Genomic DNA, 26,907 nt, shown 5'->3' with positions numbered 1-26,907 from the left:
GCCCGTCATGACCCTTCCCCCTGAACGACCCGTGGTGTTCTTGCACGGCCTCGCCTCGCGCGGCACGCAGGACTGGCCGGAGAGCGAGTGGGCGGCGGTGCTCGGCGACCGACCGCGCCGCGTCCTCGACCTGCCGGCGCACGGCGACGCCCCCGGGCTCGGAGCCGTGCCGACCTCCGCGGTGCTCGACGCGCTCGCCGCAGCGATCGGCCCGGACGAGGTCGACCTCGTCGGCTACTCGCTCGGTGCCCGGCTCGCGTGGGACCTCGCCCGGCACGCGGGTGTCGCGGTGCGGCGTCTCGTGCTCGGCGGCCTCAGTGCGGGGGAGCCCTTCGCGCTCGTCGACCTCTCCGCCGCTCGGGCCGCGATCGCCGGCGGACCGGCTCCCGTCGATCCGCTGTCCGGGATGATCGTGCACATGGTGAGCCTGCCCGGGAACCGCCCGGACGATCTGCTCGACCTCATCGAGGGGCTCGCGACCGAGCCGTTCGCGCCCGAGGCTGCTGCCCCGGCGATGCCCGTGCTGCTCCTGGGCGGTACCGATGACCCGATGGCCGCGGGCATCGACGAGCTCGCCGCGCGGCTGCTCGACGTCCGGGTGCGACGCGTCCCCGGGGATCATCTCGCGGCGCTGCACACCGCCGCGTTCCGCGACGCTGTGCGCGGGTTCCTCGCGGACTGACCCGCCCGATCGACGCCCAGCCCCCTCCTGTCCTTTATTTCCAACATTCGTAGACATATCGAAAGGCATCCGCCATGACCGACACCCCCACTCCCGACACCCCCACTCCCGACGCCGCCCGCATCCTCGACATCGCCACCGGCTACATGGCCGCGAAGCAGCTCTTCCAGGCCAGCCGCATCGGTCTGTTCGCCGCCGTCGCCGCCGGCGCCGACACGGCCGTGGCGATCGCCGAGCGCTGCGGGGTCAGCGAGCGGATCGCCCGGCTGCTCGCCGACGCCCTCGCCGCGAAGGGTCTCCTCGTCCGCACCGAGGGGCGCTACGCGCTGGCCCCCGACGCGTCCGCCTACCTCACCGGGGAGGACGCGGTGATCGACCTCGCCCCCTTCCTCACCTTCCTCGACGAGATCAGCTACCCGCACTGGCTGCAGTTCGCCCACACGGTGGACACCACCCAACCGGGCGACCTGCAGATGGACGACGCGCGGTGGGGCACGTTCATGGCCGGCGTCATGACGTACAACCGCCTGCACGCGCAGGAGTTCGGCCGGCTCGTCGACCTCGCCGGCGCGACGAAGGCCCTCGATTTCGGCGGTCTGTCCGCCGAGTTCGCCCTCGCCGTCATGGCACGCAACCCGCAGCTGCACACGACCTTCGTCTACGCTCCCGGGTTCGAGGACGGCGTGGCCGAGGCGGTCGCGGCGGCGGGCGTCGCCGACCGGGTCGCCATCGAGGTCGGGGACACGGCGACCACGGCTCCCGAGGGCGCGTACGACGCGGTGTTCGCCAACCACGTCATCCACCGGTTCTCCGCGGAGGAGAACGCGCAGATCTTCCGCCGACTCCGTGCGGCGGCGGCCGACGGGGCGACGCTGACGGTGCTCGACTTCTTCCTCGACGACGACGACGAGCAGCGCGCCCTGGATGCCCTGCACGCGGGGGAGTATCTCGTGATCGACGGCACCGTGGTGTACCCCGAGTCCGAGGTGCGCGGTTGGCTGTCGGATGCCGGGTGGGCGGTGCGCGACACCGTCGCCCTGCCGGGGAGCCCGCGCGTGCTCCTGGCCACCGCGGTCTGACGACCGCGGTCCGAGACTGGTCCGAGGGGGATCAGAGGCGGGCGGCATGCGTGAACATGCCGCCCGCCGTTTTCGTGGGCGCGGGTGGTCAGTCCCGGGTGAACACCGTGCGACCGTCGACGATCGTCCGCTCGACCTGGAGGGCGGCGAACGGGCGCCCCGGGGTGCACGGATCCTCGTCGAGCACCGTGACGTCCGCGACCCTGCCGAGTTCGAGGGTTCCCTTCCAGGTCGCGGCACCGTCCTGGATCGCGGCGTCCGCCGTCATGGTGCGCAGCAGCCGGCGCCGAGTCGCGGCGTCGTCCGCTCGACCGTCGGCGGCGAGGAGGGCGAGGGAGGCGTCGAGGCTGGGTCGCCAGTCCGGCGTGGCGATCGGCGCGTCGCTGGTCACGGTGGTCAGCGCCCCCGAGCAGAGCATCTCGGCCAGCGGCCAGGCGGCGGCGACCCGGGCCTCTCCGAGCTGCACGGCCGCCCAGGAGTGCGTGTGCGCGGCGATGAGGGGCTGCACGGCGAACCCGACGCCGAGACGCTCCGCGCGGCGGATCTGCGCCGGCGTCGCGAGGTCGCCGTGCACGACGTGGTGGGGTGCCGGCGGCGGGGGAGTCTCGCCGGCGCGTTCCAGTGCGGTGAGGAACTCTTCGATCGAGCGATCGCCGGTGGCGTGCACGGCGATCTGGAGTCCGCGACCGGCGGCCAGGGCGATCATCTGCTGGAAGGCGCTGAGCGGATCGGCGTCGCCGCGGGTGAGCAGGTGCCCGGTCGTCCCGTCGGGGTACGGGTCGGACGTCCATGCGGTGGCCATCGGCGGGATGCCGTCGGCGAAGATCTTCACGCCGGGGATCGCGAGCCAGCGCGGGTCGGTCGTCGGCGGCGGCACCGGGAGTCCGGCGGCGAAGTCCTTTAGGGAGCTCTCTCCGTCGATCGTCCCGAACAGGCGCAGCAGCGTGACGCGCGAGGTCTGGGCCCCCTCGCGGTGCAGCTCCACATACGACTCGAGCATGTCGGTGCCGAAGCAGCCGGTCTCCCCGTCGTCCTCCCCGGGGCCGATGCCCGGCTCCGTGTAGCTCGTGATGCCGAGCTCCGCGAGCAGAGCCCAGGCGCGGCGCAGGGCGCTGCGTCGCTCACCGGCCGTGGTCACGAGGCGGCCGGTCGGCTGCTCCTCGGGCGGGGTGTCGGAGAAGAAGAGGTGCGGCCAGCGTGCGCCCAGCCACGCGGCGTGGAGGTGCGCGTCGTTGAGGCCGGGGATCGCGGTGCGGCCGTCGAGCTGCACGATCTCGCGGGCTGGGAGGGCTTCGGCCGCGGCATCGGTGGCGACGATCATCCCGTCGCGGACGGCGATCGCGGTGGCGACGGAATCGGTGGCGTCGAAGGTGTGGATGCGGCCACCGCGGAGGAGGAGGTCGGCGTCGTCGCCGAGGAGTGCGCTGCTCATTATTCCACCAGTGTAGACGTAAAACTCGCGCACTCGGGATGTCCCGCGCCGACCGATTCGGCGCGCGGTTCCGCGGCTTGTACCCTGGAGTCATCCCCCGAACACCCCGGCAACCTCGCGCGCGCCGGCGACCTCGGCGCGCGCTCACACATGCAAGGACGCAGATGAACGATTCCGCGGCACACCGCGACGAATGGACGGCGAGCGAAGAGCTGGCGGAGCGGATGATCCCGCTCATCGGGGCTCTCAAGCGCGAGCGCGACGTGGTCACCTCGCTGCACGGCCACCGCCTGCTCGGCCTCTCGGCCACCGGCCTCGTCGAGGTGCACGAGCGCGTGGCCCAGCTCGGCCACGAGCGCCTCGAGGTCGAGGACAGCCTGGCGGTGCTCGAAGGCATCCACGCTCTCGCCCCCGGCGCCTCGTCGATCGACGTGGCCCGCCTCGTGGAGGGGCATGCGGAGAGCGGCCGCCCGCTGGAGGAGTACCTGGCCGAGACCCTGGCCCCGGCCGTCGGCGCGGTCCCGGCGCCGCCGACCGACGTGGTGCTCTACGGCTTCGGGCGCATCGGCCGGCTGCTGGCCCGCATCCTCATCGCGCACACCGGCGGCGGGAGCGGACTCCGGCTCCGCGCCATCGTCGTGCGCCGCGGCTCCGAGAACGACCTCGTCAAGCGCGCGTCGCTGCTGCTGCGCGACTCGGTGCACGGCCGCTTCGCGGGCTCGGTCACGGTGGATGAAGAGGCCGAGCAGATCATCGCGAACGGCACGCGCATCCAGGTCATCTACTCCGACGACCCGGCGGCGGTCGACTACACCGCCTACGGCATCGATGACGCGATCGTCGTCGACAACACGGGCCGCTGGCGCGACGAGGCCGGACTCTCCCAGCACCTCCGTGCGAAGGGCGTCGCCCGCGTGCTGCTGACCGCCCCCGGTAAGGGCCCGCTGAAGAACATCGTGCAGGGCATCAATGACGACACGATCACCGACGAGGACCGCATCGTCTCCGCGGCGTCGTGCACGACCAACGCCATCACCCCGGTGCTCGCCGCGATCGACGAGGCCTTCGGTGTGGTGAAAGGCCACGTCGAGACCGTGCACTCGTTCACGAACGACCAGAACCTCATCGACAACTTCCACAAGGGCGACCGTCGCGGCCGCTCCGCCGTGCTGAACATGGTGATCACCGAGACCGGCGCGGCGAAGGCCGTGGCCAAGGCCCTGCCCCAGCTCGAGGGACGGCTCACGGGCAGCGCGATCCGCGTCCCCACGCCGGATGTCTCGCTCGCGGTCCTGCACCTCACGCTGGAGCGCCCCGCCACCAAGGATCAGGTCAACGACTACCTGCGTCGTGTCTCGCTGCACTCGAAGCTCCGTCAGCAGATTGACTACGTGGAGAGCCCCGAGGTGGTCTCGACGGACTTCGTCGGCTCGCACCGCGCCGGCATCGTCGACGGTCTGGCCACGATCGCCGACGAGGACACCCTCATCCTCTACGTCTGGTACGACAACGAGTTCGGATACTCCTGCCAGGTCATCCGGGTGCTGGAGACCATGGCGGGTTCGCACCCCGTCGTCCTCCCCACCCGCCGCGAAGTCACCCTCTGACCTCTCCCGTCGACCCACCCCCTTCCGCTCGACCCGGCCCCCTGCGTCCGCACGCACGGGGCCGGGGCACGCGAAAGGGGGTGGGTCGCGGCATGATGAGGGGCATGAAGACCTCACAGTGGCGGGAGGAGCGGCTGCGGTGGCAGGGGCTGACGGCGCCGGAGGCGGACGTGGCGGGGGCGGCGGCGCGGCTGCTCGCGGTGCAGAGCCAGGACTTCACGGCCGGACGGTGGGCGCTGGCTGTGCGGACGAAGGGCGACGTACGCCTCCGCGACGTCGATGCCGCGTTCGACCGCGGGGACCTCGTCCGGGCCTGGACCATGCGGGGGACGCTCCACACGATCCCCGCGCGGGATCTCGGGTGGGTGCTGGAGGTCACGGCCGCGCGACAGCAGCAGCAGGCGGCCTCCCGACAGCGGCAGCTCGGCATCGACGACGCCATGATCGACGCGGTCGTCCGGGAGCTCACGCCGCGGCTCCGTGACGGCGGCCTCACCCGGAGCGAGATCTTCGCGGTGCTCGAGGGCATCGGCATCGACCCCTCGGGGCAGCGCGGCATCCACCTGCTGTTCGCGATGACAGTCTCCGGCGTGCTCGTGCAGGGGCCGGTCGTGCCGCGGGAGGGCATCACGCGGGAGCAGCGGTTCGTGCTCGCGGCGGACCACATCCGCGACCACGCCCGCCCGGACGACCCGCTGGCCGAGCTGTTCGTCCGCTATGTCGAGGGGCACGGGCCCGCCGGGGTCGCGGACTTCGCGTGGTGGTCGGGGCTGACGCTCGGGCGGTCCCGGGAGGCGGCGGAGCGGGCGGCACCCCGGGTGACCGAGGTCGAGGAGGGGGTCTTCGTCGGGAGCACCCCGCCCCGGCGCGCGGCGGGCCGGCCGTCCGTGTTCGCCCTCGGTGCCTTCGACGAGTACTACATCTCTTATGCCGACCGCACCGTCGTGTGCGCTCCGGAATACCTCGCCGCCGTCGGGCCGGGGAAGAACGGGATGGTCCGGGCGACCGTGGTGGAGCACGGCCGCGTGATCGGCTGCTGGACCCACGCCGCCGCCGCGCACACCACCCCTCCGACTCTCTTCGAGCCCCCCGAGGACCCCGCCGCCGTCACCGCCGCACTCGCCCGCTTCGCGGCCTTCATCGCCTGAGCCCCTCGTCGACCCACCCCTTTCCGTGCCTCCCGGCCCCCTACGGCAGCGCGTAACGGGCCGGGGTGGACGCAAGGGGGTGGGTCGGCGGGTCACTCACTCGCGTGGCGGCCGAGGAAGTTGTAGACCTCGTTGTCGTCCACGCCGGGGAACATGCCGCGGGGGAGCGGCGAGAACATGTGGGTGTGCACGCGGGCGCTCGGCCACGCCCGTCCCTTCCAGCGCTCCGTGAGCTCGGCCGACGGGCGGCGGCAGCACGCCTCGTCGGGGCAGGTCGACACCGCCCTGTCGTTCGTCTCGCGTCCCCGCCACCACCGGGCGTCGTCGAACGGCACGCCGACCGTGACGGAGAACTCGCCCTCGCTCGACGACCCGGTCTGCGTGGAGCACCAGAACGTGCCGGACGGGGTGTCCGTGTACTGGTGGTGCTCGACGGTGCGGTTCTGCTCCGTGAAGGCGGAGCGGGCCTGGAACTTCCGGCACACGCGCTGCCCCTCCACCGCTCCCGTCACGTCCATCGGCAGGGGCAGGTCGTCGTTCTCGTAGACGCGAGTGATGGCTCCGGTCGAGTCGACGCGCAGGAAGTGCAGCGACATGCCGAGGTGCTGCGTGAGCAGGTTCGTCATGCGCATGCCGGCCGCTTCGTGCGTCACGCCGAACCCGTCGCGGAAGTCCTCCACCGCGAGGTTGCGGTCCTTCTTCGCCTGCTGCAGGAAGGCCACCGCGGCGGTCTCCGGCATCAGGCAGCACGCGGCGAAGTAGTTGATCTCCAACCGCTGCTGCAGGAAGTCGGCGTAGTCCGTCGGCGGGGTGTGCCCGAGCAGTCGATGCGCCATGGCCTGCAGTGCCATCGACCGCAGGCCGTGTCCACCGGGGATCGAGGCGGGGGGCAGGTAGATGCGGCCGTTCTCGAGATCGGTGACCGAGCGCGTCGAGTGCGGCAGATCGTTGACGTAGATGAGTTCGAAGCCGAGCTTCTCGGCCATGATGCTCACGGTGCGGTGGGTCAGAGCGCCCTGCGAATGGCCGGCGGCCTTGAGCTGCTTCTCCGCGAGCTTCTCGATGTCCGGGAGGTAGTTGTTCTGCGCGCGCATCCGCAGTCGCAGCTCCGTGTTGGCGCGGCGGGCCTCCTCCGGGGTGGCGATGGCCTCGCGCTCGCGGCGCTGCAGCTCGCGGTGGAGGCCGAGGATGGACTCGATGGTCTCGTCGCTCATGCCCTTCGTGACGCGGACCGGGGAGACACCGAGCTGACGGAACACCGGGCTCTCCTGGGCCCGCTCCAGCTCGATCTCCAGAGCGGCACGCCGGTTCGGCGGCTCGCCGGAGATGAGGTCGGTCACTTCGGTGCCGGTGGCCTGGGCGATCGCCTGGAGGAGGGAGAGCTTGGGCTCGCGCTTGCCGTTCTCGATGAGGCTGAGCTGGGAGCCGGCGACGCCGACGAGGGCGCCGAGCTCGTCGAGGGTGTACCCCTTCTCCAGGCGGCGGTGCCGGATGCGGTGGCCGAGGGTCGTGAGGTGGATGCCGGAGGACGCCATTGTTTGAGTCTAGCGAAAGAACAGCGATTCTTATCGTTCGGTTTGGCCGAAAGTCCGCGTCAAGGGCGAAGAAGATGGAAGCAACGCCCCACACTTCGAAGGAGCAGTCATGGCCATGGCCGAAGTCCTCACCCCTCGCACGTCCCCTGTCGCCCCGACGCGCACGTTCGGCACCGCCCCTTCCTACGACACCCCCGCAATGGCCGAGCTCGCCGCCTGGGTGGAAGAGATCCGCGCGCTCACGCAGCCGGACGCCGTGCACTGGGTGGACGGCTCGCGCGCCGAGAACGACTGGCTGCTGCGCGGACTCGTCGACGAGGGCAAGCTCATCAAGCTGAACCCCGAGTGGCGCCCCGGCTCGTACCTGGCGCGCTCGCACCCCAGCGACGTCGCCCGCACCGAAGCCCGCACCTTCATCGCCTCGGAGCGCGAGGAGGACGCCGGGCCCACCAACAACTGGGCCGACCCGGAAGAGATGCACGCGAAGATGGACGAGATCTTCGAGGGCTCGATGCGCGGCCGCACGATGTACGTCGTGCCGTTCTCGATGGGTCGCGTCGGCGGACCCCTGTCGCACATCGGCGTGCAGATCACCGACAGCGCCTACGCCGTCGCATCGATCGGCATCATGACCCGCGTGGGCGACGAGGTCACCCGCCAGATCGCCGAGGGCGCGCCGTGGGTCAAGACGGTGCACTCCGTCGGTGCTCCGCTGGAGGCCGGCGAACCGGACGTCGAGTGGCCCTGCAACGACGACAAGTACATCGTGCACTTCCCGGAGACGCTCGAGGTCTACTCGTACGGCTCGGGCTACGGTGGCAACGCCATCCTGGCGAAGAAGTGCTTCGCGCTGCGCATCGCCTCGGTGATCGCGCGTGATGAGGGCTGGCTCGCCGAGCACATGCTCCTCATCCGCGTGATCGACCCGCAGGGCAAGGCCTACCACGTGGCTGCGGCCTTCCCTTCGGCCTGCGGCAAGACGAACCTCGCGATGCTCCGCCCGACGATCCCGGGCTGGAAGGTCGAGACCCTCGGCGACGACATCGCCTGGATCCGTCCCGGCGAGGACGGCCGCCTGTGGGCCATCAACCCCGAGGCCGGCTTCTTCGGCGTCGCGCCCGGAACGGGTGAGTCGACCAACGTCACCGCGGTCGAGACGCTGTGGGGCAACACGATCTTCACCAACGTCGCGCTCCGCCCCGACGGCGACGTGTGGTGGGAGGGCCTGACCGACGAGGCGCCCGCGAACCTCATCGACTGGGAGGGCAACGACTGGACGCCCGACTCCGGTCGTCCCGCGGCGCACCCCAACTCGCGCTTCACGGTGTCGGCGGCTCAGTGCCCGCAGATCTCCGAGGACTGGGAGGAGGCCGTGCCGCTCGACGTCATCCTCTTCGGCGGACGCCGCGCGAGCAACGTGCCGCTCGTAGTCGAGGCCACCGACTGGACGCACGGCGTCTTCCTCGGCTCGAACATCTCCTCCGAGCGCACGGCGGCGGCCGAGGGCACGGTCGGCGAGCTGCGCCGCGACCCGTTCGCGATGCTGCCGTTCTGCGGCTACAACATGGCCGACTACTTCGGTCACTGGCTCAAGGTCGGCCGGGGCCTGCGCTTCGACCGCGCGCCGCGCATCTTCCAGGTGAACTGGTTCCGTCGCGGAGCGGACGGCCGGTTCCTCTGGCCCGGGTTCGGCGACAACTCCCGCGTCGTCGACTGGATCATCCGCCGCGTGGCCGGTGACGTGCCGGCGGTGGACAGCCCCATCGGACGCCTGCCGCGCGTGGAGGACCTCAACCTCGACGGGCTCGACATCCCTGCGGAAGACCTCGACGAGCTCTTCTCCGTCGACCCCGAGGCGTGGAAGGCCGAGGCCGACCTCACGGAGGAGTTCTACGACACCTTCGGCGACCGGGTGCCCGCGGCCCTCCGCACGGAGCTCGCGTCGCTGCGCTACCGCCTCGCGAAGGCGTAGCCCCCAGACCGGTGCCGGTTCGGGGGAGCCGGCACCCTCGGCCTCCGGGTCGAGCCCTACCCGCGAAGGCGGGGCATCAGAGACGAACCCATGGCTGAGTGGTCTCCGACGCCCCGCCTTCGTGGCACCCACTCCCCAGACCCCGGTTTCGCGTCGAGACCCCGCCCCGCATTCGTGCGGAAGGCGGGGTCTCGGCAGAAAGCCGGGGTCTCGGCGGTGTACAGGGGGGACAGGGAGCTAGGCGAGGAGCTGGTGGCGGGCGAGGTCGCGGTAGAGCGGGGTCGACTCCACGAGCTCGGCGTGGGTGCCCTGTCCCACGACCACGCCGTCCTGCAGCACGACGATGAGGTCGCTGTCGACGACGGTGGACAGACGATGGGCGATCACGACGAGCGTGCGGTCTGTGGCGACCGCATCGATGGCCTCGCGCATGCGCTGCTCGTTCACGCCGTCGAGCGAGGAGGTCGACTCGTCCAGCAGCAGGATCGGGGCGTCGGTGAGGAGCGCCCTGGCGATCGCGAGTCGCTGCCGCTCGCCGCCGGAGAGCATCACGCCGTCCTCGCCGACGGGAGCGTCGACGCCGAGCGGGTTCCGTTGGAGCACGTCGCCGAGGTTCACGGCGCGGAGCACGCGGGCGCAGTCCTCGTCCGTGGCCGTCGGTGACGCGAGCCGCAGGTTCTCGGCGAGGGTGCCGGCCAGCGTCGGGGCGTCCTGCTCGACGTAGCCGAAGTGGGCGCGGAGCTCGTCCCGCGGATAGGTGCGCGTGTCGTGCCCCTTCAACCGGATGGATCCGCCTGTCGGGTCGTAGAAGCGCTCGATGAGGGAGAGGATCGTGCTCTTCCCCGCTCCGCTCGGACCGACCAGCGCCACGCGTGCCCCACGAGGGACCGCGAACGACACCCCGCGGAGCACCTCGTGGTCCTGGGGGTCGGGTGCGGCCTCGGTCTGCTCCAGGTGCGCATCGGCGAGCAGGGTCTGCGCCTCCCTCGCGGCGGCACGGCGGGCGGCGACGACGTTCTCCGGGTAGCGGAAGCGCACGTCGCGGAACTCCAGAGCGGGGGCGTCCGGAGCCGGTTCCTCCTCGCGGGGCAGCGCCGCGGCGGTGGCCGCGTCGTCCTGGGTCTCGGTGGGCAGGTCGAGCACCTCCTGGATGCGGCCGAGCGCGCCGAGGGCCTGGTTGACGGAGGTGATCGCGCCGAACGTCGAGGCGAGGGGCATCACCAGCAGGAAGAGGAACATCACGAACGAGATGAGGGCCGCGATCGAGATGGCTCCGGCCGCGACGCGGAAGCCGCCCACGCCGAGCACGACGAGCAGGGAGAGCTGAAGGGCGATGCCGGCGACGGGCACCACGAGCGAGGAGATCTTCGCGATGCGCACGCCGATGCCGTACGCCTCGGAGGCCCGCTCCGTCACCGCCGCGGTCTCGCGTTCGGTCGCACCGGAGGCGCGGATGGTGCGGATGGAGCCGACGGCCCGCTCCACGCCCGAGGCCAGCTCGCCGACCTTCTCCTGCTGGGCCGTGGACGCCGTCCGGATCCGGCCGCTGAGGGCGACGACGACCACGACGGAGACGCCGATGACCAGGACGATGAGCAGGAGCAGAACGGGGTCGATGAGCAGCATCGCGATGAGCGCGCCCGCGAAGAGCACGACGTTGCCGACGGCGTCGGCGAGCCCCTGCGTGAGGACGGCGTAGAGGAGCGTGGTGTCGGTGCCGACGCGGGAGACGAGATCGCCGGTGCGCCGTGCGTCGAACTCGGACGTCGGCAGGTGCAGGATGCGGGCGATGAGCTTGCGGCGGCTGGAGTAGACGACCGCGGTGCCGGTGCGCTGCAGCAGATAGTGCTGGAACCCGGAGATGATCGACGACACGATCACGAAACCGACGAGCAGCCACACGAGGACGCCGATCGTGCCGTCGGATTGCACGGCCTCGATGACCTGTCCGACGAGGAGGGGCTGCACGAGCGAGGTCGCGGCGCCGAACACGCTGAGGACGGCGACGACGACGAGGGTGCGCTTGTGCTCGAAGAGGAAGGGGAGGAGCTGGCGGAAGGTGGCGCGCGGCACGTCGGCCGGTGCGCCCCGTCCGCGTCGGCGTGCTGTCGCCGTGCGGGACATGGGGGACCTCGATCTGGAGATGGTACTTCGACCGTACTCGGGGCGCGGTCATTTCCTATGGGGTGGCTGTATGGGCTCAGGTGCGACCGAAACGGCGATGTGCCGCCTGCTTGGTGACGCCGAGGGCGCTCGCGATCGCCTGCCACGAGTAGCCGCTCGTGCGAGCGCGACGGACCTGGGCCTCTTCGGCGCGCGCGAGCTCCTTGCGTAGCGCCGCCAGGCGGTGGAGCTCGGCGAGGGGTTCGCCGCCCTCGGCCGCGGCGATGGTGGTGGGGTGAGACATGGAGACCTCCTTCGCGTCAATGTTCGTTGACGCTTGGGACGGTGTCAAGAAGTGTTGACGTGCGCGTTGTCCACAGGGGCGCCCTTGTCCGCATGTGTGGCGCATGCGATGCTGACAGGATGGCTCGCATGCTGCAAGTGAGGAATCTGCCCGACGACGTGCATGCCCGGCTCAAGGAGCGTGCCGCGGCGGAGCGCATGAGCCTGTCGGACTACGTAGCGCGCGAGTTGGAAGACCTCGTCCGCTACCGCAGCAATGCCGAGATCCTCGAGGCGTCGCGGTCCCGGGCGCGCGCGGCCGGTATCTCCCTGACGCGCGAGAGCATCCTCGCCGCCCGCGATCGTGAACGGGACGAGCGCGAGGGAGAGGACCAGACGTGAGCAGGACGGCCGACGCGGTCGTGCTCGATGCCTCGGCCGCGATCGAGGCGCTGCTCGGCGAGGAGGTCTGGACGCACGGCGAGGGGTTCCATGCGCACGCGGGCCTCGACATCGAGGTCCTCTCCGTGCTCCGACGCCTCACGATGCGGAATTCGGTGCCGGCGCATGCTGCTCGTGAGGCCCTCGAGGCGTTCGCGGCGCTGCAGATCACCCGCCATCCGCTGCGTCGGCTCATCCCGCGGATCTGGTCGCTGCGCGAGGACGTCTCCGCGTACGACGCCGGTTATGTCGCGCTCGCGGAGGCCCTCGACGTCCCACTGCTCACGGCCGATCGCCGGCTGGCGAAGACGGCGACCCGGTACTGCGATGTCGTGGTGCTGTGAGCGTCTGACCAGGAAGACGAGAACGGCTGCACCCCCGAGGGAGTGCAGCCGTTCCGTTCGGTCGGTTCTAGAGCTCGACGGCGGAGGCGAGACCGAGGTCGTCCTCGTAGTCGTGGTCCTTCGTCTCGGGAGTGAAGATGAGCGCGATGAACGTCAGCACCGCCATCGACGACAGGTACAGTCCCACGAGCCAGGGCTCGCCGCCGACCGCCGCCCACAGGGCCACCGCGATGAACGGCGCCACGGCCGCACCGAGGATCGATGACACGTTGTACGCGATCGCCGAACCGGAGTAACGCACGTTCGTCGGGAACAGCTCCGGCAGGAGCGCCCCCATCGGCCCGAACGTCGTGCCCATGAGCATGAAGCCGAACACGAGGAAAGCCTGGGTGAGGGCCCCGGTGAACTTCGGGTCGGCCTGCGGCAGCAGGAAGAGGTTGAACGACAGACCGAAGACGACGATGAGTCCCGTGACCCACAGGAGCAGCTTGCGGCGCCCGATGGCGTCGGCGATCGGTCCGGACAGCAACGTGAAGATGCCGAAGAACACGACGCCGATGATCTGCATGAGTACGAAGTCGGTGTAGCCGAAGCCGAGGCCCGGGTAGAATTGCGCCGCGAACACACTCGGGTCGAAGTCCTTGCCGGTCGCCTCGGCCGCAGCGCGGGCGGCGGCCGACGCGGTCTCGAGGTCGGCGGCCTTCGTGCCGTAGGTGAGCGTGAAGTTCGTCATCAGGTAGAACAGCACGTACGTCGCCAGCATGATGAACGTGCCGAGGATGAGCTGCTTCCAGTGGTGCCGGAACACGGTCGCGAGCGGGAGCTTGCGGATCGCGCCGGTCTTCTCCGCCTTCTTGAACGTGTCCGACTCGACGAGGCGGAGCCGCACCCACAGACCGATGATGACCATGACGGCGGAGAACAGGAACGGCACGCGCCAGCCCCAGGAGAGGAAGGCCTCCGACTTCAGCGCCGAGTCCTCCGGGTGCGGGAGGGCGAAGTTGATGGCGAGGAAGATGCCGTTCGCGATGATGAAGCCGAGCGGCGCCCCGAGCTGCGGGAACGAGCCGTACCAGGCACGCTTGCCCTTCGGGGCGTTCTCGGTGGCCACGAGCGCGGCGCCCGACCACTCGCCGCCCAGCGCGAAGCCCTGGGCGAGACGGAGGATGAGCAGGAGCAGCGGGGCGACCCAGCCGATCTGCTGGAACGTGGGCAGGAGACCGATCACGAACGTCGCGATGCCCATGGTGAGGAGCGACGCGACGAGGGTCGCCTTGCGTCCGAACTTGTCGCCGAAGTGCCCGAAGACGACGGCGCCGATCGGGCGGGCGACCATGGCCGCGCCGAAGACGGCGAACGACGACAGCAGCGACGCGGTGTCGTTCGTGCTCGGGAAGAAGAGTGTGGGGAAGACGAGCACGGCTGCCGTCGCATAGACGTAGAAGTCGTAGAACTCGATGGTGGTGCCGACGAGGCTCGCGGTGATGACGCGCGAGCGGGGGTTCGCGGGGGTGGTGGCGGTGCTCAAGGGGTCTCCGATCCTCCGCCGGTATACCGACGGACTCGGGCGAGTCTACGCCTTCCTGGGAGTTCCCTGGACGTTGATGACGGACCGGGTCGAGGGCGTCGGTGCCCGCGCGTAGAGTCGGGGGAGACCGGCCGGAGGGGGATCATGACGACACGGATGCTGCTCCTCGCCGATACGCACGTCCCGAAGCGGGCGAAGCGGCTGCCGGACGCGGTGCTGCAGGCCATCGACGAGGCCGACGTCGTCGTGCACGCGGGGGACTGGGTCGATCTCCCCACCGTCGAGCTGCTCCAGTCCCGCGCGCGCGTGCTCCACGGTGTGCACGGCAACAACGACGGCCCCGAGATCCGCCGGGTGCTGCCGGAGATCGCGCGGTTCACCGTGGAGGACACCGCCGTCGCCGTCATCCACGAGACGGGCGCCGCGACCGGGCGGGAGAAGCGGATGGATCTCGCCTTCCCCGATGTCGACGTGCTGATCTTCGGACACTCGCACATCCCCTGGGACACCGTCACGCCGAACGGTCTGCGGCTGCTCAACCCGGGCTCTCCGACCGACCGGCGTCGACAGCCCGTGCACACGATGATGCGCGTCGTGGTCGACGGGCGCGATGTCGAGGCGACCCTCGTGCCGCTCCCATGACGGACGATGGCCCCGGCGAACCGCTCGCCTACCGCGCACCGATGCGCTCTCGCGACGATGCCGTCGCGCCGGGAGTCGCGGTCGAGCGTGCGCTCGCCGAGGGCGTCTGCGGCATGGGTGGGCGGCTCGACAGCACGCCCGGCTCTCTGACTGCGGCGCTCGCCGCCGTCGACGCCCGCCATGGAGAGCGGGCCGCGCGGCGGCTGGAGCGCTTCGCGGCGCTTCCGACGGGAACCCTCGTCTGGACCAGGGACGTCGACGGACTCTTCTGGCTCGGGCGGCTGACGGGACCGTGGCGCTACGACGACGATCCGGCCGCGGTGGCGGCAGACCTCGTGCACGTGCGCGCCTGCACCTGGTCGTCGAGCCCGGTGGCGGCTTCCGACGTCCCGCCGGGCGTCACCGCCACGTTCGCCCGCGGGGGACGCAACGGCCAGCGCATCCGTACGGATGGGGCCGGGGAGCAGTCATCCGCGCTCTGGGAGCGCAGCCGGCGCTGATCCGCGCGTCAGCGCCAGATCGCGGCGATGGCGGCGTTCACGGCCGTGAGGATGCCCACGAGCCAGAAGATCGCGGGCGGCACGACCTGGTCGCGCTTCTGGCGCGCCGTGCCGATGCCGAGCAGGGCGCCGATCACGAGGAGGATGACGAGCTTCGTGCCGATCTTGGCGTAGTTCATCTCGACGCCCTCCGGGAGGCCCCACGGGGCGGAGAGGGCGAGGCCGGCGACCGCGGCGATCGTCATGCCGATGGTCATCAGACGCGTGAACACCCGCTTGCCGCCGAACGCCTGCGCCGCCCAGGCCCCGAAGAGCAGGGCGAAGCCGATGAGGTGGACGAAGAGCACGATGTGGCGCAGGGTCTCCATGCCCTCACCGTACGAGAGCGCGGCATTCCGCGCCACCAAGGCACGCCTGACCTCGCGCCCGCGATCGGGCGCGAGGCGGAGGGAATCAGCCGCGGAGCTCGCGGATCACGAGGGCGGTGCGCAGCGCCGCGTCCGCGGCCTCCGCGCCCTTGTCCTCCTTCGAGCCCTCCAGGCCTGCGCGGTCCAGTCCCTGCTTCTCGTCGTCGAGCGTGAGCAGCCCGAACCCGACCGGCTTGCCGGCATCGAGGGAGACACGGGTGAGGCCGTCGGTCGCCGCGGCCGAGACGTACTCGAAGTGCGGCGTGCCGCCGCGGATGATGACCCCGAGGGCGACCACCGCGTCCGCACCGCCCGCGAAGGCGGCCTGCGCGGCCACGGCGAGCTCGAACGAGCCGGGCACCCGCACCAGGCGATGCGTCGCTCCGGCCTCGTCGAGCACCCGCTGGGCGCCGGCGATCAGGCCGTTCGAGATCACCTCGTGCCAGGTGCCGGCGATCACGACGACCTCCAGCCCTCGCCCGTCGATGTTCCCCGTCTTGGGTGCTCCGGCGCCGCTCATTCCTCGTCCTTTCCTGCCGCGAGGGCCTCGGCGAGCTCTGCTTCGCCGATGATGTGGCCCATGCGGTCGCGCTTGGTCTCCAGGTACTGGTGGTTGTTCGGACCCACGCCCACGATCAGCGGCACCTGCTCGACGACGTCGAGGCCGAGCTCACGCAGCTTGTTCACCTTGTCGGTGTTGTTGGTGAGCAAACGGACCTTCGAGACCCCCAGATCGGTGAGGATCCCGGCCGCTGCCGCGTAGTCGCGGGCGTCCGCCGGGAGGCCCAGTGCCAGGTTCGCATCGACGGTGTCCAGGCCGTCCTCCTGCAGGCTGTAGGCGCGCAGCTTGTTGATGAGACCGATGCCCCGGCCCTCGTGTCCCCGCATGTAGATGACGATGCCGCCTTCGCGGTCGATGGCGTCCAGCGCGGCATCCAGCTGCGGGCCGCACTCGCACTTCTGGGACCCGAACGCCTCGCCGGTCAGGCACTCCGAGTGCACGCGCACGAGGGCGGTCTCGGTCGGCTCGCCCGATACGACCGCGATGTGGTCGGTGCCGGTGACGCGGTCCTTGTAGGCCAGGAAGCGGAACGTGCCGTGGTCGGTGGGCACGGTGGCGTCAGCACGGAGGCTCACCCGGCGACCGCGCTGGGCGGCCGGGGTCGCCCCCTCCGGGTCGATCTCGTTGAGGTGTGCGATGAGCTGCTCGATCGTGATGACCGGCACGCCGTCGCGGGCGCCGAGTTCGAGGAGCCCGGGAAGCCGCATCATGCTGCCGTCTTCGGCGACGACCTCCGCGATCGCGCCGACGGGCCGGAGGCCGGCGAGCTTCATGAGCTCGACCGCGGCCTCGGTGTGACCGCTGCGCTCGCGCACGCCGCCGTCCACGGCCCGGAGCGGGAGCACATGGCCGGGGCGGATGATGCTCGTCGCCGTCGAGTCGGGGTTCGCCAGCACGTTGAGGGTGCGGGCGCGGTCGCTGGCGCTGATCCCGGTCGTCACCCCTTCCGCGGCGTCGACGCTGACGGTGTAGGCGGTGGAGCGCGCGTCTTCGCTGGCCGCGACCATCGGCGGGAGGTTGAGGCTGTCCGCGAGGTCGGTGGGCATCGGCGCGCAGATGAACCCGGAGGACCAGCGCACGGTCCAGGCGACCCACTCGGGTGTGGCGAGTTCGGCGGAGAGGACGACGTCGCCCTCGTTCTCCCGATTCTCGTCGTCGGCCACGAGCACGGGGCGTCCTGCGCGCAGCGCCTCCAGGGCTTCGGGGATGGTTGCCAGGCTCATCGCGAGCCCCCTTCCGGTGCGGCGCGGAATGCGAGCAGTCGCTCGACGTGCCGCGCGAGGATGTCGGTCTCGAGGTTCACGCGGTCGCCGACCGCGCGGGTGCCGAGGGTGGTCGCCGCCAGGGTCTCCGGGATGAGCGACACCTCGAACCAGTGCCCGCCCCCGGTGCCCGAGCCCTCCTGGGTCCCTGAGCCCTCCCGGGTTCCTGAGCCCTCCGGGGTCCCTGAGCCTGTCGAAGGGGTCGAAGGGGTCGGAGGGCTCACTGCGCTCACCGTCAGCGAGGTGCCGTCGACGGAGATGGAGCCCTTGTCGACGACGAGCGGCGCGAGGTCGTCGGGAAGGCTGATGCGCAGGACGCTCCACTGCGCGCCGGGGCGCACCTCGAGCACGGTGCCGGTGCCGTCGACGTGGCCCTGCACGATGTGCCCGCCGAGCCGCGCCCCCACGGGCATCGCCTTCTCGATGTTGACCCTGGTGCCGACGGTCGCCGCGCCGAGGGCCGCGACGTCGAGCGTCTGCTTCATGACGTCGGCGTCGAAGGTCTCGGCGGTGGAGCCGACGACGGTCAGGCAGACGCCGGAGACCGCGATCGACTCGCCGTGCACGGCGTCGGCAGCGGCCTTCGGGGCGCGCACCGTGAGGCGCCAGCCGTCGCCCGACTCCGCGATGGCGGTGATCTCGCCGATCTCCTCGATGATTCCGGTGAACATCAGAGGGTTCCCTCCTTCTCCGGGCCGGTGCGGTCCGGGTCGTCCGCGTCCGCAGGATGCGCGATCGCGAGCAGGTCTGCACCCAACGGCAGCCACTCGTCCACGACGAGGCGACGTGCCTGGTCGATCGAGCGGACACCGACGTCGGTCACGGCCAGGCGGCTCCCGCCGAGCAGGACGGGGGCGACGTACGCGAGCACGCGGTCCGCGAGCCCGGCGGAGAGGAACGCGCTGGCGAGCGTCGGGCCGCCCTCCACGAACAGCGTCTGGATGCCGCGCGCATGCAGCTCGGCGAGGACCGCCGACAGGTCGTGCGTGTCGAAGAACAGTGGCGTGTGCGGATGACGATGCACCGCCGCATCCGCAGGGGTGGGTCTGGTGCCGATCACGACCGGGACGGGCTGGTGCGTCAGGAGCTCGTCGCCGGCGCGGGCGGTGAGCGCGGGGTCGTCGGCGAGCACGGTGCCGGTACCCACCGCGATCGCGTCGGCCTGGGCGCGTCGCCGGTGCACGTCGGCGCGGGCCTCCGGGCCGGTGATCCACTGACTGGAACCGTCGTCCGCCGCAGCCCTGCCGTCGAGGCTCTGCGCCCACTTGACGGTCACGTGCGGACGGCCGAGGCGCGACGCGGTGAGCCAGTCGCCGATCACGGCGCGGGCCTCGGTGGCGCGCTCGCCGGACTCCACGCTCACGCCCGCGGCGCGCAGCCGCTCCGCGCCGCCGCCGGAGACCTCACCGGGGTCGTCGAGCGCGTAGACGACCCGCGTCACGCCGGCCTCGATGAGCGCGAGCGCGCAGGGGCCGGTGCGACCGGTGTGGTTGCAGGGTTCCAGCGTCACGATCGCCGTCGCGCCCCGTGCAGCGCCCGGCGCGAGCTTCGAGAGGGCGTCGACCTCGGCGTGCGGGGTGCCGGAGCCCCGATGCCAGCCTTCGGCCAGCACCTCGCCGTCGGGGGAGAGGATCACGGCGCCCACCTGCGGGTTGACCCCGCGCGGGCCGCGGGTCGCGAGGGCGAGCGCACGATCCATCGCACGGCGCTCTGTCGCGGTCACTGCCATCCGTCGTCGTCCTCTCTGCGGCTCGGGGTCGCTGCAGGCTGGCGGAACGGACGCACGCGCGTGCGCCTCGTGCTGCCTCCCTTCCGGACTAGCGAGGTGTCCCTCGCATCACCGTCGGTTCCGGAATTCCACCGGATCGGCATCCCGATCACTCGGAACGCTCGCGGACTGTCACCGCCGGTTCGGATTCCCACCGACCCCGGAGCACGTTGCTGCTCTGAGTGTACTCAACGCGTCTGCGCCCGTTTCATTCCGTGGCAGGGGCCGTGCCCGGCCCTCACTTGAGCAGGCGGGACAGTCGCCGGTCGGCGAGGACCTTGCCGCCGGTCTGACAGGTGGGGCAGTACTCCAGCGAGCGGTCGGCGAAGAAGACGCTGCGCACCTCGTCGCCGCAGACCGGACACGCCTCGCCCCGGCGGGCGTGCACCCGCATGCCGCGGCGCTTGGCGTCCTTGAGGTCGGCCGGAGGTTTGCCCGCGGCAGCAGCGACGGCCTCGGCGAGGGTCTCCTGCATCGCCGCGAACAGCCGGTCGATCTCGGCGTCGTCCAGCGTGCCGGCGATGGCATACGGCGACATGCGGGCTGCATGCAGGATCTCGTCGGAGTAGGCGTTGCCGATACCCGCGATGACGCCCTGGTCGCGGAGCAGCCCCTTGATCTGCATCCGGCGGTCGTCGAGCAGCGCGGCGAAGGCGTCGCGGGTGAAGGACGGGTCGAGCGGATCGGGGCCGAGGCGGGCGATACCCGGCACCTCGGCGGGGTCGCGGACGACGTACACGGCGAGCGACTTCTTCGTCCCGGCCTCGGTCAGGTCGAAGCCGCTGCCGTCGTCGAGGGCGATCCGCAGCGCAATGGGCGACTTGCCCGGCTTGAGGAGCGTGGTGGGCAGGGTGTCGTACCAGCGCAGCCATCCCGCCTTCGCCAGGTGGAAGACCAGGTGCAGCTCGGACCCGCAGGACAGCACCACGAACTTGCCGCGGCGCTCCGCCCCGGTGATCGACGCGCCTTCCAGCGCCGAGATCGGCGGGTCGTAGGTCTTCAGCGCGGCGATCGCGGCCACGGAGGCACGGGTGATGGTGCGTCCGGTGGTGCGCTCGCCGAGGAACGCGACGAGTCCTTCGACCTCCGGCATCTCAGGCATGCAGCCATCCTGTCACCGGGGTCCGACGCTGTCACGCGTGGCGTGCGCTCAGAGCACCGGCCACTCCACCGGCGTCCGGTCATCGTCGCGCAGCAGCCCCGCGAGCCAGCCGTCGTCCCGACCGCGCTGGCTGGTGAGGCCCTGACGCATGGTGCCCTCGAAGCGGAAGCCGAGGGCGCGGGCGGCGCGGGCGGAGGGGACGTTGCCCACGACGGCCTGCCAGCGGATCCGCGCGAGACCGAGCTCCGCGAAGCCCCAGTCGAGCACGGCACGCGCGGCCTCGACGAGGTAGCCGCGGCCGCGTGCGTCCGCGACGACCCAGTAGCCGAGCTCGGCATGACCGCCGGCCGGATGCTCCCCGATGTGGTGGAGGCCGACCATGCCCACGAGGACGTCGTCGGCGTAGACACCCCAGACGGTCTGCGAGCCGTCCTCCCACCACTGCTCCACGAGGGCGACGAAGTCCTCCGCGTCCTGGCGGAAGTAGGGGGAGGGCACCGTCGTCCACCGCCCGATCTCGGGGTCCTGGCAGGCCTCGGTGATCGCGTCGACGTCGGCCTCCGTCGGAGCGTGGAGGACGAGTCGTGCGGTGGTGAGGGTGACCGGAGGCATCCCTCCAGCCTAAGACGCTCGACCCGGCCCCTTCGGTCCGCCCCGGCCCCTTCCGCGCGTCCGTAACGGGGTGGGAGGCACGGAAAGGGGTAGGACAGGGAGAGTCGACCGCAGTGTCCGTGGGCGCGATTAGGCTTGTCCGGTGACTGTTCCGGGGATTCTGCGCGCCTTGGAAGAGGCGTCTCTGTATCGTGACGCTCTCGCTTGGGCGCACACCGACGCCGACCTCGGCCTGGTCGACGGGCTCGACGCGCCCGTTCTCGCCGGTCTGCTCGCCAAGCGTGCGGCGGCCGGCCACCCGGCGGCGCTGCTGGCCGTGGTGCCCACGGGGCGCCGCGCGGAATCGGTCGCGCAGGCCCTGGAGACCTACGTCCCGGATGCCGAGGTGCTCACCTTCCCGGCCTGGGAGACGCTGCCGCACGAGCGCCTCAGCCCCAGCCCGGACACGGTCGGCCTGCGACTGCAGACCCTGCGCCGCGTCGCCGAATGGAGAGGCGAGCGCCCTCTCGTGGTCGTCGCCTCCGTGCGCGCCGCGCTCCAGCCCATCGCCGGGAACCTCGGCGACATCGTGCCGCTGGAGCTGACGGTGGGCAGCCGCGGCAACGAGCTCGACCACGTCGCCGAGCAGCTCGTGGAACGGGCCTACTCCCGCGTCGACATGGTGTCGCGACGGGGCGAGTTCGCCGTCCGCGGCGGCATCCTCGACGTCTTCCCTCCCACGTCCGAACACCCGTACCGCGTGGAGTTCTTCGGCGACGAGATCGATCAGATCCGCGCGTTCTCGGTGGCGGACCAGCGCTCGCTGCCCGGCGACGTGCCAGGCGTCGACCTCCCGCCCAGCCGCGAGCTCCTGCTCACCGCCGAGGTGCGGGAGCGGGCCAGGGCGCTCATCGGGGGCTTCCCCGCCATCAGCGGCATGCTCGAGAAGATGGCCGAGGGCATCCCGGTCGAGGGCATGGAGTCGCTGCTGCCCGCGGTCGCCGGTCCCCTCAAGTCGCTCGTCGAGTACCTGCCCGAGGGCACGGCGACCGCCGTCATCGACCCGGAGCGCTCGACCGCCCGCGCCCTCACCCTCGGCGAGACGAACCGCGAGTTCCTCGACGCCGCCTGGAGCGCGGCGACCTCGGGAGCCTCGGCCCCCATCGACCTCGGCGCCGGCGACTTCCTCACCATCGCCGATCTGCGCGAGGTCGTCCGCGACCGCGGCGGCGTGTGGTGGCGCCTGAGCCCCTTCGGGATCGGCGACGCGACCGCGGAGAGCGTCGAGGCGGCCACCGTCATCCCCTCCTTCCACGGCAACGTCGACGGCGCGATCGCCTTCGTGGAGGCGAAGGTCGCCGACGGCTGGCGGGTGGTCGTCCTCGCGACCGGTCACGGCCTCGTCGACCGCGCCCGCGACGTGCTCTCCGACCGCGGCATCGCGGCCCGGGTCGTCGAGACCATCGCGGCCGCACCGGACCCGGGGGTCGCGACCCTCACGGTGGGCGGGGTCGAGGCCGGCTTCCAGGTGCCCGAGGCGAAGCTCGCCGTCCTCACCGACAACGAGTTCTACGGCCGCACGATCGGCGGCGACCAGCGCGTCGTCAAGAAGCTCGCGTCCCGTCGGAAGAACGTCGTCGACCCGCTGCAGCTCAAGCAGGGCGACTTCGTGGTGCACGCCACACACGGCATCGGCCGGTTTGTCGAGATGACCCAGCGCGAGGTCTCCACCGGCGGCCGCAACGCCGCGAAGTCGATCCGCGATTACCTCGTGCTGGAGTACGCGCCGTCCAAGCGCGGCTACCCCGGCGACAAGCTGTACGTGCCCACCGACCAGCTCGACCTCCTGTCGAAGTACGTCGGCGGCGAGGCCCCGACGCTGTCGAAGATGGGCGGCAGCGACTGGGCGCAGGCCAAGGGCAAGGCGCGCAAGGCGGTCCGCGACATCGCCGTCGAGCTCGTCAAGCTCTACTCCGCCCGGATGAGCGCCAAGGGGTACGCCTTCGGCCCTGACACCCCCTGGCAGCGCGAGCTGGAGGAGGCGTTCCCGTTCGCGGAGACCCACGACCAGCTGCAGACCATCGACGAGATCAAGGCCGACATGGAGCGGCCGATCCCGATGGACCGGCTGCTTTCGGGCGACGTCGGCTTCGGCAAGACCGAGGTCGCGGTCCGGGCGGCGTTCAAGGCCATCCAGGACGGCAAGCAGGTGGCCATGCTCGTCCCGACGACCCTGCTCGTGAAGCAGCACCTCGAGACGTTCACGGAGCGCTTCGCGGGGTTCCCGGTCAAGGTGCGGCCGCTGTCGCGGTTCCAGACCGACAAGGAGGCGCGGCTCACCCTGCAGGGCCTGCTCGACGGCTCCGTGGACATGGTGATCGGCACGCACCGCATCCTCACGGACCAGGTGCTGTTCAAGGACCTCGGCCTCATGATCATCGACGAGGAGCAGCGGTTCGGCGTCGAGCATAAGGACGCGCTGAAGAAGATGAAGACCAACGTCGACATCCTCGCCATGAGCGCCACCCCGATCCCGCGCACCCTGGAGATGGCGGTCACCGGCATCCGCGAGATGTCGACCCTCGCCACGCCGCCGGAGGATCGGCACCCGATCCTCTCGTTCGTCGGCCCCCGCAGCGACAAGCAGATCGCCGCCGCCATCCGCCGCGAGATCCTTCGCGAGGGCCAGGTCTTCTTCGTGCACAACCGCGTGCAGTCGATCCAGCGCGTCGCGGCGGAGCTCGCCGAGCTGGTCCCCGAGGCGCGGATCGCCGTCGCGCACGGCCAGATGGGCGAGCACGCGCTGGAGCAGGTCGTCGACGACTTCTGGGAGCGCAAGTTCGACGTCCTGGTGTCGACCACGATCATCGAGACCGGCCTCGACATCTCCAACGCGAACACGATCATCATCGACCGCGCCGACAAGTACGGTCTGAGCCAGCTCCACCAGCTCCGCGGACGCGTGGGTCGCGGACGGGAGCGCGCCTACGCGTACTTCCTCTACGACGACATGAAGCCGCTGAGCGAGACCGCGGCCGACCGGCTGCAGACCATCGCGGTCAACAACGACCTCGGCTCCGGTATGCAGGTCGCCCTCAAGGACCTCGAGCTGCGCGGTGCGGGCAACCTCCTCGGCGCCGAGCAGGCCGGACACATCGCGGGGGTCGGCTTCGACCTCTACCTGCGCATGATCGGCGAGGCCGTCGCGACCTTCCGGGGCGAGGAGGTCGAGACCGGGCAGGAGCTCCGACTCGAGCTGCCGCTCGACGCCCGCATCCCGGAGGACTACATCGACAGCGAACGCCTCCGGCTCGAGGCGTACCAGAAGCTCTCCGCCGCCTCAGCCGCGACCGCGAAGGACGACGCGATCGACCTCGTGGTGGAGGAGCTCGTCGACCGGTACGGCACGCCGCCGGACGAGGTCACCGGACTCGTGTCGATCGCGCGACTGCGGCGCCGGGCGGCCAGGGCCGGGCTCACCGATGTCGTGGCCATGGGCTCGAACCTGCGCCTCGCGCCCGCCCGCCTCGAGGACTCGATCAAGGTCCGGCTGCAGCGGCTCTATCCGAAGGCGAAGCTCGTCTCCGGCGGGGAGGCTCTCGTCGTGCCGATGCCCACGGTGCCCGCCGCGGTCGGCGTGGGCGTGGAGCCGCTGCCCGACGCGGAGCTGCTCGCCTGGGTCGACCAGCTGTTCACCGCCATCTTCCCCGAGCCCGCCAAGCCCGAGTGACCCGGCCGGCGGTCGCGGCCGCCTCCGCCGTGCACGACTGCGGAGCCCGCGGACGACACGCCGTCGCCGGCGGCTCGGGTCCGGCGTGTCGGTGATGATCTCCGAAGTCGTGCACGCCGCAGACGCCCGGGGCTAGTCTGGCCGCATGTTGTACGAGCACCTCGGGGCTCGCCCCCGCATCCACGACACCGCCGTCGTCGCTCCCACCGCCGTCATCTCCGGCGACGTGGAGCTCGGACCCGGCTGCCAGGTGCTGCACGGCGCCGTCATCACTGCGGAGGGCGGCCCCATCACCCTCGGGGCGCACGTCATCGTCATGGAGAACGCGCTGATCAGGGCGACCGCGGCCAACGCCGTGCACATCGGTGCGCACACCCTCGTCGGCACGCTGGCGAGCATCGCGGGGGCCACCGTGGGCGAGGAGGTGTTCTTCGCGTCCGGGGCCCGGGTCTTCAACGGGGCGCTCGTCGGGGACCGCTGCGAGGTGCGGGTCAACGCCATCGTGCATCGCCGGGCCGTGCTGCCGTCGGGGACGGTGGTGCCGATCGGCTGGGTCGCGGTGGGGGATCCCGTGCAGCTGCTCTCACCCGACAGGGACGCGGAGATCGCGGCGGCACAGCCCGAGCTCGACTTCCCCGGACACGTCTTCGGCGTCGACCGGGACACTCCCGACCTCATGGTCCAGCTCACGGAGCGCTACGGCAGCTCCCTCGCGCGGCACGCCGACGACCGCCAGGTCTGACCGCACACCCTTCGAATCGTCCGATTGGTCGCATTCCGGCCGGATTCACGACCAATCAGGCGATTCGAACCGGGTCAGATGACGCCCTGGGCGAGCATCGCCGCAGCGACGCGCTCGAAGCCGGCGATGTTGGCGCCGGCCACGTAGTCGCCGGGGACTCCGTGACGCTCGGCGGCCTCGAAGGCGGCACGGTGGATGTCGCCCATGATCTCGCGGAGCTTGTTCTCACTGTCGCCGAAGCTCCAGCGCTGCCGCGAGGCGTTCTGGCTCATCTCCAGCGCGGAGGTCGCGACACCGCCCGCGTTCGCTGCCTTGCCCGGGGCGAACAGCACGCCCGCCTTCTGGAAGGCCTCGACGGCCTCGGGGACGCACGGCATGTTGGCGCCCTCGGACACGGCACGCACGCCGTTCGCGATGAGGGCCTCCGCATCGGCGAGGCTGACCTCGTTCTGCGTGGCGGAGGGCACCGCGATGTCCACGGGCACGTCCCACACGCTGCCGCTCTCCACGAAGCGGGCGCTGGGGCGGCGGTTCGCGTACTCGACGATGCGGGCGCGCTCGACCTCCTTGAGCTGACGCAGCAGGTCGAGGTCGATGCCCGCGTCGTCGACGACATAGCCGGAGGAGTCGGACGCCGTGACCGCGGTCGCGCCGAGCTGGGCGGCCTTCTGGATCGCGTAGATCGCCACGTTGCCGGAGCCTGAGATGCCGACGCGCTTGCCCTCGAGGGAGTCGCCGTGCACGCCGAGCATCTCCTGCGCGAAGAACACCGCGCCGTAGCCCGTGGCCTCCGTCCGCACCTCGGCGCCGCCCCACCCGGTGCCCTTGCCCGTGAACATGCCGGACTCGTGGCGGTTGGTGACCTTGCGGTACTGGCCGAAGAGGTAGCCGATCTCGCGGCCGCCGACGCCGATGTCACCCGCGGGGACGTCGGTGTGCTCGCCGAGGTGCCGGTAGAGCTCGTTCATGAACGACTGGCAGAACCGCATGACCTCGGCGTCGGACTTCCCGTGCGGGTCGAAGTCGGAGCCGCCCTTGCCGCCGCCGATGCCCTGACCGGTGAGCGCGTTCTTGAAGATCTGCTCGAAGCCGAGGAACTTGATGATCGAGAGGTTGACCGACGGGTGGAACCGCAGGCCGCCCTTGTACGGGCCGAGCACGGAGGAGAACTGGATGCGGTACCCGCGGTTGACCTGCAGCTTTCCGGCATCGTCGACCCACGGCACGCGGAACATGATCTGCCGCTCCGGCTCGACCAGGCGCTCCAGGATCCCGCCGTCCACGTATTCCGGGTGGCGCTCCAGCACCGGGGCGATGGAGTGCAGCACCTCGTGGACGGCCTGGTGGAACTCCGGCTCGTGCGGGCTGCGTGCCAGCACCGTGTCGAAGACGGGCTGCACGGAGTCGGCGAGCGGGTGGAAGTCGGTGGGGGTGGTGACGGTCACGCG

The 26,907-nt window shown here is 71.2% G+C and carries 24 protein-coding genes and 1 riboswitch; of the genes, 11 read left to right on the top strand and 13 right to left on the bottom strand.

Annotation, left to right across the window (positions count from 1 at the left end):
- The first annotated feature begins 7 nt into the window (after positions 1-7).
- Together AB1285_RS10310 and AB1285_RS10305 are read left to right on the top strand one after the other, a co-directional pair.
- Positions 8-682 (top strand): alpha/beta fold hydrolase, encoded by a 675-nt coding sequence (locus tag AB1285_RS10310; protein WP_429977466.1) that lies wholly within the window; start codon positions 8-10, stop codon positions 680-682.
- Positions 683-756: 74 nt separating this feature from the next.
- Positions 757-1,761, top strand: coding sequence for a methyltransferase family protein (locus AB1285_RS10305; protein ID WP_292793960.1), 1,005 nt, complete (start codon positions 757-759; stop codon positions 1,759-1,761).
- Between the two features lie 88 nt (positions 1,762-1,849).
- Here the strand turns inward: AB1285_RS10305 and AB1285_RS10300 are convergent, their stop codons facing one another.
- Positions 1,850-3,193 carry an amidohydrolase family protein gene (locus tag AB1285_RS10300; protein ID WP_292793963.1) on the bottom strand — a complete coding sequence of 448 codons (1,344 nt, stop codon included), beginning with the start codon at positions 3,191-3,193 and terminating at the stop codon, positions 1,850-1,852.
- Positions 3,194-3,357: 164 nt separating this feature from the next.
- Between AB1285_RS10300 and AB1285_RS10295 the strand changes: the two genes are divergently transcribed.
- Positions 3,358-4,800 (top strand): glyceraldehyde-3-phosphate dehydrogenase, encoded by a 1,443-nt coding sequence (locus tag AB1285_RS10295; RefSeq protein WP_292793965.1) that lies wholly within the window; start codon positions 3,358-3,360, stop codon positions 4,798-4,800.
- 104 nt (positions 4,801-4,904) lie between these two features.
- Positions 4,905-5,948 (top strand): winged helix DNA-binding domain-containing protein, encoded by a 1,044-nt coding sequence (locus AB1285_RS10290; protein WP_292793968.1) that lies wholly within the window; start codon positions 4,905-4,907, stop codon positions 5,946-5,948.
- Between the two features lie 92 nt (positions 5,949-6,040).
- On the opposite strand, the gene AB1285_RS10285 is transcribed toward AB1285_RS10290, so the two are convergent.
- Positions 6,041-7,483, bottom strand: coding sequence for an XRE family transcriptional regulator (locus tag AB1285_RS10285; RefSeq protein WP_071328117.1), 1,443 nt, complete (start codon positions 7,481-7,483; stop codon positions 6,041-6,043).
- Between the two features lie 109 nt (positions 7,484-7,592).
- On the opposite strand from AB1285_RS10285, the gene AB1285_RS10280 reads away from it, so the two are divergent.
- On the top strand, positions 7,593-9,455 hold the full coding sequence (locus tag AB1285_RS10280) for a phosphoenolpyruvate carboxykinase (GTP) (RefSeq protein WP_370428661.1): 1,863 nt from the start codon (positions 7,593-7,595) through the stop codon (positions 9,453-9,455).
- 237 nt (positions 9,456-9,692) lie between these two features.
- On the opposite strand, the gene AB1285_RS10275 is transcribed toward AB1285_RS10280, so the two are convergent.
- Together AB1285_RS10275 and AB1285_RS10270 are read right to left on the bottom strand one after the other, a co-directional pair.
- The gene (locus AB1285_RS10275) at positions 9,693-11,579 is read right to left on the bottom strand and encodes an ABC transporter ATP-binding protein (protein ID WP_370428662.1); all 1,887 of its coding nucleotides are present in this window, start codon (positions 11,577-11,579) and stop codon (positions 9,693-9,695) included.
- 76 nt (positions 11,580-11,655) lie between these two features.
- Positions 11,656-11,862, bottom strand: a complete 207-nt coding sequence (locus tag AB1285_RS10270; protein WP_187663555.1) for an AsnC family protein — start codon at positions 11,860-11,862, stop codon at positions 11,656-11,658.
- A 128-nt stretch (positions 11,863-11,990) separates the two neighbouring features.
- On the opposite strand from AB1285_RS10270, the gene AB1285_RS10265 reads away from it, so the two are divergent.
- A complete protein-coding gene (locus tag AB1285_RS10265) occupies positions 11,991-12,242 on the top strand; it encodes a FitA-like ribbon-helix-helix domain-containing protein (RefSeq protein ID WP_429977465.1) in 252 nt (83 codons plus the stop codon).
- Positions 12,239-12,625: a type II toxin-antitoxin system VapC family toxin gene (locus AB1285_RS10260; RefSeq protein WP_370428664.1), complete on the top strand. Its 387-nt coding sequence runs from the start codon at positions 12,239-12,241 to the stop codon at positions 12,623-12,625. Before AB1285_RS10265 ends, AB1285_RS10260 begins: the two co-directional genes overlap by 4 nt.
- Positions 12,626-12,692: 67 nt before the next feature.
- Here AB1285_RS10260 and AB1285_RS10255 read toward each other — a convergent pair whose 3' ends face one another.
- Positions 12,693-14,153, bottom strand: coding sequence for an MFS transporter (locus AB1285_RS10255; protein WP_187663556.1), 1,461 nt, complete (start codon positions 14,151-14,153; stop codon positions 12,693-12,695).
- Between the two features lie 144 nt (positions 14,154-14,297).
- Here AB1285_RS10255 and AB1285_RS10250 point away from each other — a divergent pair, with 144 nt between their 5' ends.
- On the top strand, positions 14,298-14,795 hold the full coding sequence (locus tag AB1285_RS10250; protein WP_259952106.1) for a metallophosphoesterase family protein: 498 nt from the start codon (positions 14,298-14,300) through the stop codon (positions 14,793-14,795).
- A 41-nt stretch (positions 14,796-14,836) separates the two neighbouring features.
- Positions 14,837-15,295 (top strand): GAF domain-containing protein, encoded by a 459-nt coding sequence (locus tag AB1285_RS10245; protein WP_280567469.1) that lies wholly within the window; start codon positions 14,837-14,839, stop codon positions 15,293-15,295.
- Between the two features lie 8 nt (positions 15,296-15,303).
- On the opposite strand, the gene AB1285_RS10240 is transcribed toward AB1285_RS10245, so the two are convergent.
- The 7 genes from AB1285_RS10240 to AB1285_RS10210 form a co-directional block, all read right to left on the bottom strand.
- A complete protein-coding gene (locus AB1285_RS10240) occupies positions 15,304-15,663 on the bottom strand; it encodes a Fe-S protein (RefSeq protein ID WP_366236436.1) in 360 nt (119 codons plus the stop codon).
- Between the two features lie 85 nt (positions 15,664-15,748).
- On the bottom strand, positions 15,749-16,222 hold the full coding sequence (ribH, locus tag AB1285_RS10235) for a 6,7-dimethyl-8-ribityllumazine synthase (RefSeq protein ID WP_025103903.1): 474 nt from the start codon (positions 16,220-16,222) through the stop codon (positions 15,749-15,751).
- Positions 16,219-17,487: a GTP cyclohydrolase II gene (ribA, locus tag AB1285_RS10230; RefSeq protein WP_187663560.1), complete on the bottom strand. Its 1,269-nt coding sequence runs from the start codon at positions 17,485-17,487 to the stop codon at positions 16,219-16,221. The genes ribH and ribA overlap by 4 nt, the downstream gene beginning before the upstream one ends.
- A complete protein-coding gene (locus tag AB1285_RS10225; RefSeq protein WP_370428665.1) occupies positions 17,484-18,197 on the bottom strand; it encodes a riboflavin synthase in 714 nt (237 codons plus the stop codon). Before AB1285_RS10225 ends, ribA begins: the two co-directional genes overlap by 4 nt.
- Positions 18,197-19,255, bottom strand: coding sequence for a bifunctional diaminohydroxyphosphoribosylaminopyrimidine deaminase/5-amino-6-(5-phosphoribosylamino)uracil reductase RibD (ribD, locus tag AB1285_RS10220; RefSeq protein ID WP_370428666.1), 1,059 nt, complete (start codon positions 19,253-19,255; stop codon positions 18,197-18,199). Before ribD ends, AB1285_RS10225 begins: the two co-directional genes overlap by 1 nt.
- Positions 19,256-19,321: 66 nt before the next feature.
- Positions 19,322-19,466: riboswitch (FMN riboswitch) on the bottom strand.
- 66 nt (positions 19,467-19,532) lie between these two features.
- Complete coding sequence (locus AB1285_RS10215) at positions 19,533-20,396, bottom strand: Fpg/Nei family DNA glycosylase (RefSeq protein ID WP_370428667.1); 864 nt, start codon at positions 20,394-20,396, stop codon at positions 19,533-19,535.
- 48 nt (positions 20,397-20,444) lie between these two features.
- Positions 20,445-21,008, bottom strand: coding sequence for a GNAT family N-acetyltransferase (locus AB1285_RS10210; protein ID WP_187663564.1), 564 nt, complete (start codon positions 21,006-21,008; stop codon positions 20,445-20,447).
- A gap of 142 nt (positions 21,009-21,150) precedes the next feature.
- Between AB1285_RS10210 and mfd the strand changes: the two genes are divergently transcribed.
- Entirely contained in the window at positions 21,151-24,717 is a 3,567-nt protein-coding gene (gene mfd / locus AB1285_RS10205; protein ID WP_370428668.1) for a transcription-repair coupling factor, read from the top strand.
- A gap of 145 nt (positions 24,718-24,862) precedes the next feature.
- Positions 24,863-25,459, top strand: coding sequence for a gamma carbonic anhydrase family protein (locus tag AB1285_RS10200; RefSeq protein ID WP_025103909.1), 597 nt, complete (start codon positions 24,863-24,865; stop codon positions 25,457-25,459).
- Between the two features lie 74 nt (positions 25,460-25,533).
- On the opposite strand, the gene gdhA is transcribed toward AB1285_RS10200, so the two are convergent.
- Positions 25,534-26,904 carry an NADP-specific glutamate dehydrogenase gene (gene gdhA, locus AB1285_RS10195; protein ID WP_259952120.1) on the bottom strand — a complete coding sequence of 457 codons (1,371 nt, stop codon included), beginning with the start codon at positions 26,902-26,904 and terminating at the stop codon, positions 25,534-25,536.
- Between the last annotated feature and the right edge of the window lie 3 nt (positions 26,905-26,907).

The organism is Microbacterium sp. NRRL B-14842, from assembly GCF_050470785.1.
This window is presented reverse-complemented; position numbering and strand designations above follow the sequence as displayed.

Excerpts from the sequence above, each read along its gene's own strand:
- AB1285_RS10310 (WP_429977466.1), top strand. The coding sequence starts at position 8 with ATGACCCTTCCCCCTGAACGACCCGTGGTGTTCTTGCACGGCCTCGCC.
- AB1285_RS10305 (WP_292793960.1), top strand. The coding sequence starts at position 757 with ATGACCGACACCCCCACTCCCGACACCCCCACTCCCGACGCCGCCCGC.
- AB1285_RS10300 (WP_292793963.1), bottom strand. The coding sequence starts at position 3,193 with ATGAGCAGCGCACTCCTCGGCGACGACGCCGACCTCCTCCTCCGCGGT.
- AB1285_RS10295 (WP_292793965.1), top strand. The coding sequence starts at position 3,358 with ATGAACGATTCCGCGGCACACCGCGACGAATGGACGGCGAGCGAAGAG.
- AB1285_RS10290 (WP_292793968.1), top strand. The coding sequence starts at position 4,905 with ATGAAGACCTCACAGTGGCGGGAGGAGCGGCTGCGGTGGCAGGGGCTG.
- AB1285_RS10285 (WP_071328117.1), bottom strand. The coding sequence starts at position 7,483 with ATGGCGTCCTCCGGCATCCACCTCACGACCCTCGGCCACCGCATCCGG.
- AB1285_RS10280 (WP_370428661.1), top strand. The coding sequence starts at position 7,593 with ATGGCCATGGCCGAAGTCCTCACCCCTCGCACGTCCCCTGTCGCCCCG.
- AB1285_RS10275 (WP_370428662.1), bottom strand. The coding sequence starts at position 11,579 with ATGTCCCGCACGGCGACAGCACGCCGACGCGGACGGGGCGCACCGGCC.
- AB1285_RS10270 (WP_187663555.1), bottom strand. The coding sequence starts at position 11,862 with ATGTCTCACCCCACCACCATCGCCGCGGCCGAGGGCGGCGAACCCCTC.
- AB1285_RS10265 (WP_429977465.1), top strand. The coding sequence starts at position 11,991 with ATGCTGCAAGTGAGGAATCTGCCCGACGACGTGCATGCCCGGCTCAAG.
- AB1285_RS10250 (WP_259952106.1), top strand. The coding sequence starts at position 14,298 with ATGACGACACGGATGCTGCTCCTCGCCGATACGCACGTCCCGAAGCGG.
- AB1285_RS10245 (WP_280567469.1), top strand. The coding sequence starts at position 14,837 with ATGCGCTCTCGCGACGATGCCGTCGCGCCGGGAGTCGCGGTCGAGCGT.
- AB1285_RS10240 (WP_366236436.1), bottom strand. The coding sequence starts at position 15,663 with ATGGAGACCCTGCGCCACATCGTGCTCTTCGTCCACCTCATCGGCTTC.
- ribH (WP_025103903.1), bottom strand. The coding sequence starts at position 16,222 with ATGAGCGGCGCCGGAGCACCCAAGACGGGGAACATCGACGGGCGAGGG.
- ribA (WP_187663560.1), bottom strand. The coding sequence starts at position 17,487 with ATGAGCCTGGCAACCATCCCCGAAGCCCTGGAGGCGCTGCGCGCAGGA.
- AB1285_RS10225 (WP_370428665.1), bottom strand. The coding sequence starts at position 18,197 with ATGTTCACCGGAATCATCGAGGAGATCGGCGAGATCACCGCCATCGCG.
- ribD (WP_370428666.1), bottom strand. The coding sequence starts at position 19,255 with ATGGCAGTGACCGCGACAGAGCGCCGTGCGATGGATCGTGCGCTCGCC.
- AB1285_RS10215 (WP_370428667.1), bottom strand. The coding sequence starts at position 20,396 with ATGCCTGAGATGCCGGAGGTCGAAGGACTCGTCGCGTTCCTCGGCGAG.
- AB1285_RS10210 (WP_187663564.1), bottom strand. The coding sequence starts at position 21,008 with ATGCCTCCGGTCACCCTCACCACCGCACGACTCGTCCTCCACGCTCCG.
- AB1285_RS10200 (WP_025103909.1), top strand. The coding sequence starts at position 24,863 with ATGTTGTACGAGCACCTCGGGGCTCGCCCCCGCATCCACGACACCGCC.